General features: G+C 67.4%; 10 protein-coding genes. 6 read left to right on the forward strand and 4 right to left on the reverse strand.

Annotated features, from left to right (window positions below; all coding sequences use genetic code 11):
• Positions 1-65: 65 nt before the first annotated feature.
• From ACOGXA_RS15710 to ACOGXA_RS15720, 3 genes are read right to left on the reverse strand one after another with little or no spacing between them, the layout of a single operon-like run.
• A complete protein-coding gene (locus ACOGXA_RS15710; protein WP_419924791.1) occupies positions 66-2,357 on the reverse strand; it encodes an arylsulfatase in 2,292 nt (763 codons plus the stop codon).
• A gap of 6 nt (positions 2,358-2,363) precedes the next feature.
• A complete protein-coding gene (locus ACOGXA_RS15715; protein WP_419924792.1) occupies positions 2,364-3,116 on the reverse strand; it encodes an SDR family oxidoreductase in 753 nt (250 codons plus the stop codon).
• A 2-nt stretch (positions 3,117-3,118) separates the two neighbouring features.
• Positions 3,119-3,994, reverse strand: a complete 876-nt coding sequence (locus ACOGXA_RS15720; RefSeq protein ID WP_419924793.1) for an SDR family NAD(P)-dependent oxidoreductase — start codon at positions 3,992-3,994, stop codon at positions 3,119-3,121.
• Between the two features lie 65 nt (positions 3,995-4,059).
• On the opposite strand from ACOGXA_RS15720, the gene ACOGXA_RS15725 reads away from it, so the two are divergent.
• Positions 4,060-4,899: a TauD/TfdA dioxygenase family protein gene (locus tag ACOGXA_RS15725; RefSeq protein ID WP_419924794.1), complete on the forward strand. Its 840-nt coding sequence runs from the start codon at positions 4,060-4,062 to the stop codon at positions 4,897-4,899.
• Between the two features lie 44 nt (positions 4,900-4,943).
• On the opposite strand, the gene ACOGXA_RS15730 is transcribed toward ACOGXA_RS15725, so the two are convergent.
• Positions 4,944-6,425 (reverse strand): class I adenylate-forming enzyme family protein, encoded by a 1,482-nt coding sequence (locus tag ACOGXA_RS15730; RefSeq protein WP_419926997.1) that lies wholly within the window; start codon positions 6,423-6,425, stop codon positions 4,944-4,946.
• 215 nt (positions 6,426-6,640) lie between these two features.
• On the opposite strand from ACOGXA_RS15730, the gene ACOGXA_RS15735 reads away from it, so the two are divergent.
• From ACOGXA_RS15735 to ACOGXA_RS15755, 5 genes are all read left to right on the forward strand, one after another.
• The gene (locus tag ACOGXA_RS15735) at positions 6,641-8,077 is read left to right on the forward strand and encodes an ABC transporter substrate-binding protein (RefSeq protein WP_419924795.1); all 1,437 of its coding nucleotides are present in this window, start codon (positions 6,641-6,643) and stop codon (positions 8,075-8,077) included.
• Between the two features lie 62 nt (positions 8,078-8,139).
• Positions 8,140-10,359, forward strand: a complete 2,220-nt coding sequence (locus ACOGXA_RS15740; RefSeq protein ID WP_419924796.1) for an ATP-binding protein — start codon at positions 8,140-8,142, stop codon at positions 10,357-10,359.
• A gap of 17 nt (positions 10,360-10,376) precedes the next feature.
• On the forward strand, positions 10,377-13,208 hold the full coding sequence (locus ACOGXA_RS15745; protein WP_419924797.1) for an ABC transporter permease subunit: 2,832 nt from the start codon (positions 10,377-10,379) through the stop codon (positions 13,206-13,208).
• Between the two features lie 137 nt (positions 13,209-13,345).
• Positions 13,346-14,662, forward strand: coding sequence for an amidohydrolase family protein (locus ACOGXA_RS15750; RefSeq protein ID WP_419924798.1), 1,317 nt, complete (start codon positions 13,346-13,348; stop codon positions 14,660-14,662).
• Between the two features lie 16 nt (positions 14,663-14,678).
• Positions 14,679-16,145 (forward strand): aldehyde dehydrogenase family protein, encoded by a 1,467-nt coding sequence (locus ACOGXA_RS15755; protein WP_419926998.1) that lies wholly within the window; start codon positions 14,679-14,681, stop codon positions 16,143-16,145.
• Positions 16,146-16,150: the final 5 nt, after the last annotated feature.

The following is a 16,150-nucleotide window of genomic DNA, read 5'->3' on the forward strand; positions in this document are numbered from 1 at the left end:
CTCCTGTGATGGCTGACGGCTGAGGTTTAGCAGTTTTTTCACGGCCAGCCCAACGGTCACAACGGTCAGTCGGCGTTGAGGGATTCCCGGGCGATTTGGGCGGGGTTGGGTGGAGCGGCGCTGGGGGTGATGACATCGACGTGAGCGATGGTGCCGGTCCACGGGAACGGGGGCTGGTAGTCGTCGTTGACCGGGAAGCCGGTGTCGTGGCCGATGATGAGGCCGGTACCGCCGTTTTGCCAGGAGTTGGGCAGCGTGCGGTCCAACTCCAGGCGGACAGCCACCTCGCCGTCCACCAGCAGCTCCACCAGGCTCGAGGCCGGTGACGTGGGCTGATAGCGGCATCCCAGGCTGGTGGCATCCGCGGGAACCGGCGGGGTGGCCAGCCGGAATTGGTCGCCCGAAAGGCACAGCCCGAGCACCAGTTCGCCGTTCAACCCGTAGAGGGCCAAGCCGCTGGTCCAGTCGCCCATGGCCCACACGATGCCCTCGGCGCCGGCGGGGCCCAAAGACACTGCGGCGTCGATGGTGAACCCCCGCACCAGCACCGGCATGACCTCGTCGGCCACCCGGCCGGCGCCAGGGCGGTACCGGGCCTGGGTGGGGGGCGGATAGGCCGGCGGGTAGATGGCCGGCATCCTTCCGGTGTAGCCGTCGTCGAGGGGCAGGACGCCGTAGCGCTCGGCCGCCGCCCACCAGGCTGCTTCGAGCTCGGCCAGCTTCTCGGGATGCTCGGCGGCCAGGTCGCGGGCTTCGGAGAAGTCGTCGTCGAGGCAGAACAGCGCCCAGGTGTCGTCGTCAAACGAGCGGCTTCCCTCCATCAGAGCGACCTCGTCGCCGTGGGCCTGGCCCACGTGGTCGGTGGTGGCCTTCCAGCCGTCCACGTACACGGCCCGCGACCCCTGAACCTCGAAGTACTGCTCGGATCGGGGGGAGGGGGCATCGGCGTCGTCGAACGTGGAGGCCAGGCTGGCCCCGTGCATCGGCATCTGGGCCACCCCGTCCACCGCCTCGGGGGCGTCTACCCCGCACAGCTCTAGCACGGTGGGGGCCAAGTCGATGGCATGGCAGAACTGGGAGCGCACCTCGCCTTGGGCGGCGATGCCCGCGGGCCAGTACACCACCAGCGGGGTGCGGGTGCCGCCCAGCCACGCATAGCGCTTCCACAGCCGAAACGGGGTGTTGCCGGCCCACGCCCAGCCCCAGGCGTAGTGGTTGTAGGTGCGGGGACCGCCCAACTCGTCGAACCACTCCAGGTTGGCGGCCACCGACTCGGGCAGGCCCTTGGTGAAACGGTGCTCGTTCACCGAGCCCACGTGGCCCCCCTCGGCGCTGGCCCCGTTGTCGGAGCACAGGATCACCACGGTGTTGTCCAGTTCGCCGATGGCCTCGAGGTGGTCGATCACCCGACCGATCTGGGCGTCGGTGTGGGTGACGAACCCGGCGTACACCTCGTGCATGCGGGCGAACAGCCGTCGGGCATCTTCATCGAGGTCCTCCCAGGGCTGCACCCAGGAGGGCCGTTCGGTGAGCGTGGTGCCCTTAGGCGCGATGCCCGAGGCCAGCTGGCGCTCGAAAGCCCGCTCCCGCCATCGGTCCCACCCGTCATCGAACTTTCCCCGATAAGGCTCCACCCACTCAGGGGACACGTGGTGGGGGGCGTGGGTGGCCACCTCGGCGTAGTAGCAGAAGAACGGCTTGTCGGGGGCGGCGTGCTTTTGGTCGGTGATGGTGGCGATCACCTGATCGGCCAGATCGGCGCTGAGGTGGTAGCCGTCGTCGTAATGGGCCGGGGGGTCGATGTAGTGCTGGTCGCGCACCAGGTTGGGGGTCCAGCAGTTGGCGCCGCCATGGAGCACCCCGTAGTAGCGCTCGAAGCCCACCCCGGTGGGCCACAGGGTGAACGGCCCGGCCGCGCTGCGCTCGCCTCGGGGGGCGAGGTGCCATTTGCCTATGGCCATGGTTCCCCACCCGGCGTCTCGCAGGATGCGGGGAAGCATGGCGGCTGAGGGGGGGATGCGGGCGGTGTAGCCGGGGAAACCCATGGTCATGTCGGACAGAAAGCCCATGCCCACCGCGTGGTGGTTGCGCCCGGTTAGGAGGGCGGCCCGGGTGGGCGAGCACAGGGCGATCACGTGGAATCGGTTGTAGGCCAGGCCGCCAGCGGCCAGCCGGTCGATGTTGGGGGTGGCGAAATCGGCGCCAAAACAGCCCAGTTGGGCGAACCCGGTGTCGTCCAGCAGGATCACCAGCACGTTGGGCGCCCCCTCAGGGGCCCGGGGCAATTCCGGGGGGCGGGGCGTGGACTCTGCGACGGTCAGGCCGATATTGGTGCTTAGCGACGATTGAGTGGGCATGGGAAGTCAGCGGCGCGATCGGTAGTCGCTGCCGGGGACGGTGGCGAACGGGAAGGGTTCGGGCTCTCGGCCCTTGAACAGGGCGAAGCACTCGCCGGTGAGGCCCGAATCGAGGATCGCCATGGCGGCCTCGGCCACCTCTTCGGAGTCCATGATGATCATGCCCGCGGCCTCTAGACGGTCTCTATTGCCGCCCAAGAATCCAGTACCGACGGTGGCCGGGCAAATGGCGTTGAGGCTGATGCCTCGCTCGGCCAGTGAGGGGGCGGCGCTGCGGACCAGGGCGGCAATGGCGTGCTTGGACATGGAGTAGCCCAAGTCCACCGGCAGCGGGCTGAACGAGGCCATCGAACCGGTAACCAGCGTGTGCCCGCCCCCGGCCGCTTCTAGCAGCGGCACCGCAGCCCGCAGGCCGAACACCGCGCCGTGCTGGTTGATCCCGATGATGCGGAGATAGTCCTCGTCGGACATCTTGGTGATGTCGCCCAACCCCATCATGACCCCGGCGTTGAGGTGGACCAGATCGAGTCTGCCCGGGTCGGCGGTCAAATCCGCGGCTAATTCGGCCCAGGCCGAGGAGTCGGCCACGTCGAGGTGGTGGTACCGACCCCCGGTCTCATCGGCGACTTGCTGGCCGGCTTCGTCGGCCACGTCGGCGCAGATCACGTGGGCCCCGGCAGCGGCGTAGCGGCGGGCGCAGGCCGCGCCGATGCCCGAGGCGGCCCCGGTTACCAGCGCCGTCTTCCCAGCGAGGTCCATGCTCAGCTCCCGGACTCTTGGGCGCCACGGGCGAAGGCGTCTTTGGTGTCGAGGTCGTAGAGGCCACCGATGAACTGGAGCGGGGGTTTGGCGGTGTACTCCCGCTTGGCCCGGCTGGCCATGATCTTCTCCCGGTGGCGCAGATCCCACATGCTCTCGCACCGCCCGGAATAGCGGTCGGGCTGCTCCAGCATCCAGATGATGCCGTCGGCGGGCACCGATGTGGGCTCCCAGCCGGAGAGATCGATGTCGCCCATGTTGGCCAGTGTTCCCTCGGAGGCCACCGGGATGTCGATGCGGAAGCAGTTGACCGCGATGTGGTCGGGATGGAGCTGTCGGGCCAGATCGGTGGTCATCCGCTCCAGGGCCAGCTTCGACATGCCATAGGACATCAGGCCCGGCACCGGGCGCAGCGCGGCTTGCGACGACAGGCTGAGTATGCGCCCCCGCCCTGCGGCCCGCAGATGGGGCAGCGCGGCTCGCACGGTGAGCAGCGGGGCCCGCAGGTTGATGTCCATGATGAGGTCGTATCGCTTCAGCGGGATGTCCACCTCACCCACGAATGTCACCGCCGCGTTGTTGACCACCACATCGAGTCGGCCCCAAGCCTCCACCGGGGCGGCCACCATGGCCACGATGTCATCGGCCGAGGTGAGATCGGTGGCCACGGCCAAGGCCTCGCCTCCGGCGTCGATCACCGCATCGACGGTCTCGTCGATGGTGCCGGGCAGCGGCTTGGGCGATTCCCGGGTGGAGCGGGCCGCGCAGGCGACCCTGGCCCCCTTGGCTGCGGCAGCGAGCGCAATCGCTGCCCCCACGCCCCGGCTGGCCCCGGTCACCAGCACCACCTTCCCGGACAGGTCAAAGGGCTCAGGCATCAGGGTTCCTCGACACGCGTCGCTACCCTAACGAATGACGAGTTCTGATCCTGAGTGGAGCCGGAGTGGGCGAGTATCGACATTTGACGGTGTCACTGGTGAGCGGCTGCATCGGCGCGGAGATCAGCGGGGTCGATCTGAGCGAGGATCTGGCCGACGGGGTGGTGGCCGAGATCCGCGGGGCGTGGTTGGACCACTTGGTGGTCTTCTTCCGGGACCAGCATCTGACCCTCGACCAGTTCTCGGCGTTCGCCCGCAAGATCGGCACTCCCGGCCGGTACCCGTTCGTGCCCGGGCTGCCCGGCCACCCGGAGGTCATCGAAGTGAAGAAGCTCCCTCACGAAACCGTCAACTTCGGCGGCATTTGGCACAGCGACACCGCTTATCTGGAGCGGCCCCCGATGGCGTCGATGCTGCTGGCCCGGGAGGTGCCCGCCGCGGGCGGTGACACCGAGTTCGCCAACATGTACGCCGCTTTCGACGCGTTGTCCGGCGGCCTGAAAGATTTCCTGCGCGGCCTTCGAGCGGTGAACAGCTCGGCGCTGGCCGACGTGTCCAAGACCCGGGAAGACCGAATCGCCGAGGCCGGACACGAGGCCGGCGAGGGCTACGAGGCGGTTCATCCGGTGGTCCGCACCCACCCGGAAACCGGTCGCCAGTCGCTATACGTCAACGTGGCCCACACCGCCCGGTTCGAGGGGATGACCGAGGAAGAGAGCAGGCCCCTGCTCCGGCTTCTGTTCGCGCACCAGTCCAAAGCGGAGTTCACCTGCCGGTTCCGCTGGGAGGTGGGATCGCTGGCGCTGTGGGACAACCGCTGCGCCATGCACAACCCCATCAACGACTACCACGGCCAACTCCGGGTCATGCACCGCATCACCTTCGAGGGCGACGAGCCCCGGTAAGGGCGGCGTTGGGCTGGTCTCAGTTGCTCTTGAGGCTAGGAGGGCTAATGCCCGAATTGGAGCTTCAGCTCCCGGCGCAGGGTTTTGCCGGAGGGCAGCCGGGGGATTGCCTCCACGAAGTACACGGTGCGGAGGCGCTTGTAGTTGGCCAGCGTGTCGGCCACCAATGCCTTGAGCTCGTCGGCAGAGGTGTCGGCTCGGTCGGCGAGTTGGACAGCGGCTGCTACCGCTTCGCCCGTGTCGGGGTCGGGCACTCCGAACACCGCGCAGTCGACCACGCTGGGATGGCCTAGCAACGCAGCCTCTACCTCGGCGGGAGCAACCTGGAAGCCCTTGACCTTTATCATCTCCTTGACCCGGTCGGTGATGTGCAGCCACCCGTCGGGCCCCATCCAACCGACATCGCCGGTGCGGTACCAGCCGCCGGCGAAGGCGTCGGCGTTGGCCTCGCCGGGCAGGTAGCCGGCCATAATCGCAGGGCTCTGCGCCTGGATCTCGCCCGCCTCTCCGGGGGGCTGAACCTCGCCGGTCTTCAAATCAGCGATGCGGATTCGGACGTCGTGGACAGGGGGGCCGGGAGAGTCCAGCCGCCACAGCTCGGGTCGGTGTACCGGGTTGCTGGTAAGCACTGGTGCCTCACTGGTGCCGTAGGCGGGCATGAACGGAACCCCGGTGCGCTCGGTGACTCGCTGGGCCACGCTCTCGGTGACCGGTGTGGCCCCCCACATGATGTAGCGCAGCGACGACAGGTCGTAGCGCTCTAGGTCAGGGTGGTTGGCCATGGCCATAGCAATCGGGGCCACCGCCATCTCCAGGGTGATGCGGTCGTTTTCGATGGCGGTCAGCACCGCGTCTAGGTCAAACCGAGGATGGAGTCGCACCGACGAGCCGGCCCACACCGAGGAGAGCAGGTTGAGCAGCCCGAGTATGTGAAACGGCGGGGTGGCGATCTGGAAGCGGTCGTCGTTGGTCAGACCGAGGACCGACCCCCAGATGATGACGGCTGCACTGAGGCTGGCGTGGGTGTGGCGCACCGCCTTGGGCATTCCAGTGGTTCCCGAACTGAACACCAGCACCGCCTCGGTCGGTTCCCAGTCGAGGTCGACGGCGGCGGGCTGGGGCGGTTCCCAGTCGAGGTCGACGGCGGCGGGCTGGGGCGGATGGTCGGCCACCGCAGCAGCCGCGGGGTCGTCATCGAGGTGGATCACATGTTCGGACAGTCGAGCAGGAAGGCGAAGGTGGGTGTCGCCGTCGGTTATGGCCAGCACCGGCTCGGTTAGGTCCACGGCGTGGGCGGTCTCGGCCTGCTTCCACGCCGAGCTAATCATCACCGCAGACGCCCCCAGCTTGAGGACCCCGAAGACCGCGGTGAACAACTCGGGACGGTTGGAGGCCATGACCGCCACTCGTTGGTGAGGCGAAACGCCTCTTTGGGCCAGCAAGCGGGCGAAACCGTCAGCCTGTCGGTTGAACTCCCGATAAGTCAGCGCCTGGTCTTCGAAACGGATAGCGACCCTTTCGCCCAACCGCCCCGCAGCCGATTCCAGCAGGCTGTGGACGCTGGTGCCTTGGGGATAGCTCAAGGGTGGGAAGATCGGCGACATGGCTGCTTGCTGCCCGACGGCGGTTTGGTTTTCGTGGACGGTGCTGGCCGATGGGGACGATTGAAACAACCCTCCGGCTGTGTGAGTATAAGTGCTGCGCTCAAGGCCTCGGCGACGGTGCCTAGAAGGGGGATCCCATGAAGCCGGTAGCGGGCACCGCGTTCAAGACAGCGATAGCGCTGGCGGCGCTGGCCCTGTTCGCCCTCTCGTGCAGCTCGAGCGGTGACCGCGGCGGTACGGGATCCGCCCCCACCTCCCCCCCTGCGGCCGCGCCGGCACCCGCCGAGGATCCAGCATCTACTGAGGCGCCGGCGCCCGCCGAGGAGACCCCCGAGGCTCCTGTCCCGGCCGAGAATGAGCCCGGGGGCGAGCCCGAGCCCCCCCCGCCGACCGTTGAGCCCAGCATCGGGGTGAGCGATTCGGAGATCGTGATTTCGGTGGTGCGCAGCGATACCGCCGACCTCCAGGAACGGGGTGTGATCCCCGATGTGGGCGACCCGGTTGAGAACTTCAAGGTGTTCGCCGGATTGGCCAACGAGGCTGGTGGCGCGGCAGGCCGAGAAATCGTGGTGACATCGCATCTGTATCCGCCGGGGGCAACGGCAACTGCCCAGCAGCCCGCGTGCCTTCAGGCCACGGAAGACGACGAGGCCTTCATCGTGGTGTTTGTAGGGGGCATGGCCGCGGAGACGGTGCTGTGCGTGACCGAACAGCACGAGCGCATCGCCTATGCCCTGTCTGGAGTGCTCACCCAGTCGGTTTACGACCGGTCCGGAGGCCGCTTGTTCAACCATGCGGTGTCGGCCAATCGCCTCATGAATACCTGGGTGCAGGTGCTGGACGACAACGGCATTCTCAGCGGGGCCACCTTCGGGCTGATCCGCCACGATCAGAGCGATCATGCCGAGGCCGCCGATGTTGTGCGGGATGCTCTGGCTGAGAGGGGCTATGACCTCATAGAAGAAATCGCGTTGCCGTGCGAAGGCACCTCGTGTGGCCAGGCCGGCACGGCCATAGAGCGATTCCAGGCTCGAGGCGTGGACCATATCTTCTCCCTCATGGGCGCCATCCAATACACCACCGTGGTGAGCGCCGCGGAAGCGGCGGGCTATCGACCTCAATGGCTGTCCAGCGATTTCGAGAATCAGGCATTCGACTCCACCGCCGCGTTCATGCGGGGCATCTCCAGGAACTACGAGGGCGCATACGGCGTCTCGGCGTCGCCCCTCAGCGCTGCCCCCGACGCCTACCGCAGCGACTGCAACACCCGGTTCACCCAGGTGACCGGCATCGAGTACGAGCCCCTTGTCGATGCTTGGAATGCAGTCGGCAGCATGTGCTACATCGTGGACCGCATCGTGGAGGCGGCCGACAACGCCGAGGCAGCCGGAGGTCTGAGCCAGTCCTCGTTCATTGTCGAGTTGGAGAAGCTGACGTTCGAGCTGGGCGATGCCCGGGGAGGGTGGGCGCCGGGCAAGCACGACGCCACCGATACCTATGTGCTCAAGCAGTGGTCCCGAGACTGCTTATGCTGGCATGAGATCGAGGGGAGCCGCGGCATCCTCAACGGCTAGCGGGCTCGTTCGAGGAGGCCGCGGCGATCGAGGGGCTTCGCGGTGTTCGAGCAGGTGGTGCCTTGAGCGCTGATGATTCCAGGGACGAAGCCCCGGCCCAGGGCTCACCGGCGGCGCTCGCCGCCAACGTGCTGAATTCGGAGGCCGAGCGGCAAGTGGCCCAGTCAGCCGAGCACTCGGCGGTGGTATTGCCCGACGATCTCCTGCCCGGCGTGGGGGCCGAGCCCATGTCGCTGCGCCAAGGCGTGCGCGAGGGAGGCTGGCCGCTCCTCTCGGTGATCGGGCTGCTGGGCATGGTGGAGACCCTGGAGGTGAGCGCCTTCGCGGTGATCGCCCCAGACATCCAGGAAACCCTCGACGTGTCCGACACCACCATCGGGGCAATCGGGGCGGCATTCGGCGTGCTGTTCCTGTTGGGATCGGTGCCGCTCAGCTCGCTGGCCGATCGGGTTTCCCGCAAGACGGTGGCGGGGGCCGCGGTCGCGTCCTGGTCGCTGATCATCGCGGCCACCAGCACTGTGACCAATGCATTCTCCCTGTTCATGGCCCGCATGGGCGCCGGGCTCGGCCAGTCGTATCACCTGCCGGTGGCTGGGCCAATGCTGATGGACGGCTATCCCATAGCCGCCCGGGGCAAGGTGTTCGCGGTGAGCGGCGGTTTCCAGATGACCGGACAGGCGCTGGGGCCGGTGTTGGCCGGCGTTGTGGCCGAGGTGGCCGGGGGCGACGAGGGCTGGCGGTGGGTGTTTGTGGTCCTCGGGGCGATCGGGCTTCCCGCAGCGCTCAGCGCGTTCTTCTTGCGCGAGCCCCGTCGGGGCCGCTTCGAGATGAGGGCCGTGCTAGGGGAGGAGCTGGAGGAGGTCGACGAGCTCCCCATTTCGCTGTCGGTGGCCTTTGCCCGCCTCAAGAAGATCCAGACCTTCTACTACTTCCTCACCGGCATGGCCGCCATCGGCTTCGCCCTGTTCAGCACGGCCATCTTCGTCAACCTCTATCTGGAGGAGGAGTTCGGTCTGTCACCCCTCGAGCGAGGCCTGTTCGGCACGTTCACCATCCTGCCCGGATTCGCCGGAGTGGCTCTGGCCGGCCGGCGCAGCGACGCCCTCTACCGGCAAAGCCCGCCTCGGGCACTGGTGTTCATCGGACTCCTGATCGGCGGTTTCGGCGTGTTCCAGGCCATCGGCCTGGGCATGCCCACTGTCTGGGCATACGGCATCTTCGCCGGCGTGTCGGTGGCCCTGGCCCGAGCGGCCTTCGCCGTTCTGCCCGCGGTGATCTCCACCATCATCCCCTATCGGTTGCGGTCGAGGGGGACTGCGCTCATCGGCATCTACATGTTTGTGTTCGGGGCCTTCTTCGGTGCGGTGCTCACTGGGATGCTGAGCGACGCCTTCGGAGAGAGGGTGGCGCTCACCGTGGTGATGCTTCCGGCCACTCTGGTGGGAGGGTCGCTCATGGCCTATGGGGCGCGGTTCGTGCGGCGCGACATCTCCATGGTGGTGGAGGAGCTGAGCGAGGAGCAGGCTGAGCAGCAGCGGACCCGTGAGCCGGGGGCCCGCATCCCGGCGCTGCAAGTGGCCAACCTGGACTTCTCCTACGGGAAGGTGCAGGTGCTGTTCGATGTGGGCTTTGAGGTGTACAAGGGGGAGACGTTGGCGCTGCTGGGCACCAACGGGGCGGGAAAATCCACCATTTTGCGGGTGATCAGCGGACTCGGGGTCCCCAGCCGAGGGGTGGTACGGCTAGCCGGCCGGACCGTTACCTATGCCGATCCCGAGGTCCGGGCCAGGGTCGGCATCGTGCAGCTGGCTGGTGGGCGAGCGGTATTTCCGACTCTGTCGGTGGACGAGAACCTGCGAATGGCGGGATACCGCTACGACCGTGAAGAGGTCGAGGCCCGGATGGCCCGGGTGCTGGAGATGTTCCCGGTGCTGGCCGCCCGCCGCCGGGCGCCGTCTGGCGCCCTGTCGGGAGGCCAGCAGCAGATGCTGGCTTTGGCCATGGCCCTGCTCCACGACCCCGAGGTCCTGCTCATCGACGAGCTGTCTCTGGGGCTGGCGCCGGTAGTGGTGCAGGAGCTGTTGGAGGCCGTGGAGGATCTCCGGGGCCGGGGGGTAACCATGGTCATCGTCGAGCAGTCGCTCAATGTGGCTCTGGCGGTGGCCGACCGGGCCGTCTTCTTGGAGAAGGGCCAGATCCGGTTCGAGGGGCCCGCCGAGGAGTTGGCCCGTCGCGATGATCTCGCCCGGGCGGTGTTCTTGGGCGACGCCGCCGATCGGTGACCGCGATGATGCTCCCGGTGTTGGCCGATATCCTGATAACCCGCCAGGTGGTGTTCAATGGCGTGGTCACCGGGCTCACCTACGGGGTGTTGGGCGTGGGGCTGGTGCTGGTTTACCGCTCCAGCCGGGTCATCAACTTCGCCCACGGGCAAATGGGGGCGTTCGCCGCGGCGATACTGGCGTTGCTGGTGATCCGCTGGGACATCAACTTCTATCTTGCTTTTGCCGCCGCACTGGCCGCGGGAGCGGCACTGGGCGCGGCGGTTGAGCTGAGCGTTGTGCGCCGATTGTTCACATCGCCCCGCATCGTGCTGTTCGCCGCCACTCTGGGGGTGGCCCAGCTCATGCTGCTCTTCCAGTTTCTGCTTCCCGACCTGCACACCAACGAGCGTTTTCCCACGCCGCTGGATGCCAGATGGCGCATTGGCGGCCTGCTGATCCGCAGCGAGCACCTGATGGTGCTGGTCGTTGTCCCCGTGATCACCGTTGCGCTGGCCTGGTTTCTGGAGCGCTCCAAACAGGGCACCGCCATCCGAGCTGCGGCCGACAACCCCGATGCGGCCCGGTTGTCGGCCATCAGCGTCAAGACCATGTCGACGCTGGTGTGGGTGTTGGCCGGGTTGTTGGCCACCGTCACCGCGGTGCTCGTCGCCCCGTTTCGCGGGGGAACGGCGGTGGGCATCGAAGCGCTCGGTCCCACGCTGCTGCTGAGGGCGCTGGCCGCCGCATTGGTGGCCCGGATGCGCTCGCTGCCGATCACCATTGCCGCCGGGACGGCTATCGGCGTGGCCGAAGCAGCCTTCTTCTTCAACGCCACCGATGAGCCCGGCCTGATCGATGCCGCGCTGTTCGTCGTGGTGCTGGCAGCCGTGCTCCTGCGCACCCGGCAGGACAGCGGCATAGAGCGTGAGAGCATCTCCTTCACCCCCCGATTCCGCCCTGTGCCGGCCAACATCGAACATCTCTGGTGGGTTCGGCGGTTGCCGCTGCTGGTCGTCGGAGCGGCCTTGGCGCTGGCCGCTGTGCTGCCGATGGTGGTGGAGCGTCCCTCCCGCCAATACCTGTACGCCTCGATGCTGCTGTTCGCCATTGTGGCCATGTCGCTGACCCTGCTCACCGGGTGGGCCGGGCAGCTCTCGCTGGGGCAGTTTGCCTTCGTCGGCCTGGGCGCCATGCTCACCACCGCGCTCGTCCGGGGGATGCACCTGGAGTGGCTGGGCGTTGCCGTGGACATCCCGGTGGTCTCCTTCGAGGCCGCGGTGCTGATCTCAACAGCCGTCTGCATTGTGGCCGCCATGGTGGTGGGCATACCCGCGCTGCGGGTCCGGGGGCTGTTCTTGGCCGTGACCACCTTGGCCTTCGCGGTCATGGCCGAGGGCTGGCTGTTGGACCGGCCGTTCCTCCTCGGCGACTCCGGCATCGTCCTTTTGCCCCGCGCCCGGTGGGGCGACAGCTTCTCGCTGGAGAGCCAGCGCACCTACTACTACGTGTGCCTGGGGGCATTGGCGGTGTGTGCTCTGGTTCTGCGCCAAATCCGGTGCAGCGGCATTGGCCGGTCGATGCGGGCGGTTCGTGACAACGAGGTCAACGCGGCCGCCTTCACGGTGTCGCCCACCCGCATGAAGTTGACCGCCTTCGGGGTCGCCGGGGCCTTGGCCGGGCTGGCCGGAGGGTTGATCGCCGGTCTGTGGGTGCAGTTCGGCCCTGGAGCATTCGACCCAGACGAGTCGCTGCGGGTGGTGGCCGTCGCCGTGATCGGCGGGCTCTCGTCGGCCTGGGGAGCGGTGTTGGGCGCCCTGTGGGTGATCGGGCTCCCCGCTCTGTTTGAAGACGCCGAAGAAGTGCAGCTTCTGGCTTCTGGGGTTGGGCTGCTTATCTTGCTGATGTACCTGCCGGCCGGTCTGGTGGGTGTGGCTTACAGTCTGCGGGATGCGGTTTTCAGCGCGGTCTCCCGCCGACGGCCTCCAGCGGACACGGCCCGAGGGCGAACCCCGATTCCCGCCCGGGTGGTCGTAGAGCGGGGCCAGCACCTGCCGGACGGGGTTCCTGCCCTTGCGGTCTCCGATGTGACGGTGTCGTTCGGCGGGGTCGTGGCGGTGAACGACGCCAGCTTGGAGGTCGGCGCGGGCGAGGTGGTCGGGCTCATCGGCACCAACGGCGCGGGCAAATCCACCATGATGAACGCCATTGGCGGCTTCATTGCCGCCCGGGGGCGGGTTGAGCTGGCCGGGCGGGACATCTCCCGACTGGCGCCCCATCGCCGGGCCCGGCTCGGATTGGGCCGCACGTTCCAGACCGCCGATCTGTTCCCCGACTTGACGGTGCGCGACACCATCCAGGTGGCCTTGGAGGCCCGGTCTCGGGCAGTGCTGCCGGCCACACTGCTGTCGCTTCCGTCGGCTCGCCGGTCGGAGCGGCGAAAGCGGGCCGAGGCCGACGAGCTGATCGCCTTCTTCGGCTTGGGCCGCTACGGCGATTCGTTCATCAATGAGCTGTCCACCGGCACCCGCCGGATTTGCGAACTGGCCTGCCTCATCGCCTTGGAGGCCAAGCTGCTTTGCCTCGACGAGCCCACTGCCGGCGTGGCCCAGCGCGAGACTGAGGCATTCGCCCCCCTGGTGCAGCGAATCCGCGAGGAACTGGGTGCGTCACTGCTGGTCATCGAGCACGACATGCCGTTCATCATGGGCATCAGCGATCGGGTGTACTGCTTGGAAGCCGGCTCGATCATTGCCGAGGGCCCGCCCGACGCGGTGCGCAACGACCCCGTCGTCATTGCCAGCTACCTCGGCACCGACGAGCGGGCCATTGCTCGCAGCGACGCCAGACAAAGGCCCGAGCAGGCATAGCCCCCCGCTAAGCCGCGCCTGCGAAGCCGAAAGCGTCGTCTGGCCGGGGCTACTATTGCTCCCTGAGGAGCGCGGCTGTCGTTGGCGGTGCGGCATGCGGTCGAAGGCTCTTGCTGAGCCAGTTGAGGAGGCCTGCCATGGGGCACGATGCCGATGACCTGACGTTGATCAGCGTCGACGACCACATCATCGAGCCCCCCGGGCTGTTCGACGCACACCTGCATGAGCGCTACAAGGCCGATGCCCCCCGAATTGTCCGCCGGGAAGACGGGGCCGATGTGTGGCGCTTCGGAGAGGTGGAGGTGCCCAATGTGGCGCTCAACGCGGTGGCGGGCCGTCCCCGGGAGGAGTACGGAGTGGAGCCTCAGTCGCTGGACGAGATCCGTCCGGGCTGTTTTCTGGTGGACGAGAGGGTCAAGGACATGGACGCCGGAGGGGTGCTGGCATCGATGAACTTCCCGTCGTTCCCCGGATTCGCCGCCCGACTCTTCGCGGTGGATGACGAGGATTTCGGGCTGGCCCTTGTGCGGGCCTACAACGACTGGCATATCGACGAGTGGTGTGGCGCCCACCCCGGCCGGTTCATCCCGATGGCCGTGCCGGTTATCTGGGATGCCGACAAATGCGCCGCTGAGGTGCGGCGGGTGGCCGACAAGGGGTGCCATTCGCTGAGCTTCACCGAGAATCCCGCTGCTCTTGGCTATCCCAGCTTCCACGACCCGTATTGGGATCCGCTGTGGACCGCGGTCTGCGACACCGGCACGGTGCTGTCCATCCATCTGGGATCATCGGGTCAGCTGAGCTTTCCCGCGCCGGACTCCCCGCCCGACGTGATGATCACCTTGCAGCCCATGAACATCCAGTCGGCCGCCGCCGATCTGCTGTGGTCTCGGGCGCTGAAGGAGTTTCCCGGCCTGCGGATCGCCCTGTCTGAGGGAGGAACCGGGTGGATCCCCTACTTCTTGGAGCGGGTGGACCGCACCTTCGATATGCATCATCGCTGGACCGGCCAGGATTTCGGGGGCCGGTTGCCGTCGGAGGTGTTCCGAGAGCACTTTTTGACCTGCTTCATCTCGGATCGGGCCGGGATACGGCTGCGCCACGAGATCGGCGTGGACAACATGAGCTGGGAGTGCGACTACCCCCACAGCGACTCCGGGTGGCCCGGCGCCCCCGAGGAGCTGGCCGAGGCGATGACCGAAGCCGGGGTGACCGCCACCGAGGCCGCCAAGATGACCCATGCCAACGCCATGCGCTGGTATTCCTTCGACCCTTTCACCCACGTTCCCCCAGAGCAGGCCACCGTGGGAGCTTTGCGGGCTCGGGCCGCGGGCCACGACGTGTCGATTCGGTCGATGAGCACCCGAGCCAAGCTGACGGCCGAACAAGTTCAAGTCCGCTGGCAGAACATGGGGAAAGCCGGGGCCGGCACGGGCGCGGAGCGAGCATCCTGAGAAGGGGATTGTGACCATGTGGCATGAGGAACGGCTGTTGATCGATGGAGATCTGCGGGCCGCTGACGGGGGTGCCAGCTTCAAGACGGTGAACCCGGCGACCGAAGCGGTTCTGGGAGAGGCGGCTGACGCTGCCGAGGCCGATGCCCATGCCGCGGTGGCCGCAGCTCGCCGGGCGTTCGATACCACCGACTGGCCTCGGAACCATGCCTTGCGGGCTCGGTGCCTGCGCCAGTTCCACGCTGCTCTGGAGCGCAACCTGGAGGAGATGCGGGCGCTTACCGTGGCCGAGGTCGGAGCGCCGGTGATGCTCACTCGCGCCGGACCGCAGCTCGAAGCCCCGGTGGCCTCCGTCAAGTGGGTGGCCGACATGATGGACGACTACCAATGGGCTCGGGAGCTCGGGGAGGTCGAAGCCTACGGTGGCCGCCACCGGCGGTGGATCGAACGGGAGCCAGTGGGAGTGGTGGCCGCCATCACGGCCTACAACTTCCCGACGCAGCTCAATCTGGCCAAGCTGGCCCCCGCGTTGGCCGCGGGCAACACCGTCATACTCAAAGGAGCACCCGACACCCCGTGGTCGGCGCTGGCGCTGGGTCGGCTGATCGCCACCCAGACCGACATCCCCCCTGGGGTGGTCAACATCTTGAGCTCATCGGACAACGCTATTGGCGAGGTCCTGACCACCCACGAAGACGTGGACATGGTGACCTTCACCGGCTCCACGGCCACCGGGCGCAAGATCATGGCCGCGGCCAGCGCCACGGTGAAGAGGACTTTTCTCGAACTGGGGGGCAAGAGCGCTTATGTGGTGCTCGACGACGCCGATGTCCAGACGGCGGCCACCATGAACGCGTTCATGGTCTGCACCCACGCCGGGCAGGGGTGCGCCATCGCCACCCGCTTGGTGGTCCCCGCGGCAATGGCCGACACCGCGGCCGCAACGGCCTCGGCCGTGTTGGCCGGCATTCCCTATGGCGATCCCTCCGATCCCAGCGTGATGATGGGACCGCTGATCAGCGCCCGCCAGCGGGACAAGGTAGATCAAATGGTGGCTGCCGCAGTCGACGAGGGGGCGACATTGGCTCTCGGGGGCCGGCGCCCCGACCATCTTGCCGCGGGGTACTACTACGAGCCCACCCTTCTAACCGGGGTAGGAGAAGATGACCTGGTGGCTCAAGAGGAGATCTTCGGCCCGGTGCTGGCGGTCATCCCCTACGAGGGCGGCGACGACGAGGCGGTGCGGATCGCCAACAATTCAATCTATGGCCTGTCGGGGGCGGTTAGCAGCGCCGACCCCGAGCGGGCCCGGGCGGTGGCCCGTCAGATCCGGTCCGGCACCATAAGCGTGAACGGCGGGCTGTACTACGCCCCAGACGCCCCCTTCGGGGGCTACAAGCAGTCGGGAATCGGCCGGGAAATGGGCGTCGCCGGATTCGAGGAGTTCCTCGAGATCAAGACCTTGGCCGAGCCCGCGGGGTGAATAGC

The organism is Candidatus Poriferisocius sp. (genome assembly GCF_965208475.1).
GTDB lineage: Bacteria > Actinomycetota > Acidimicrobiia > Acidimicrobiales > Bin134 > Poriferisocius.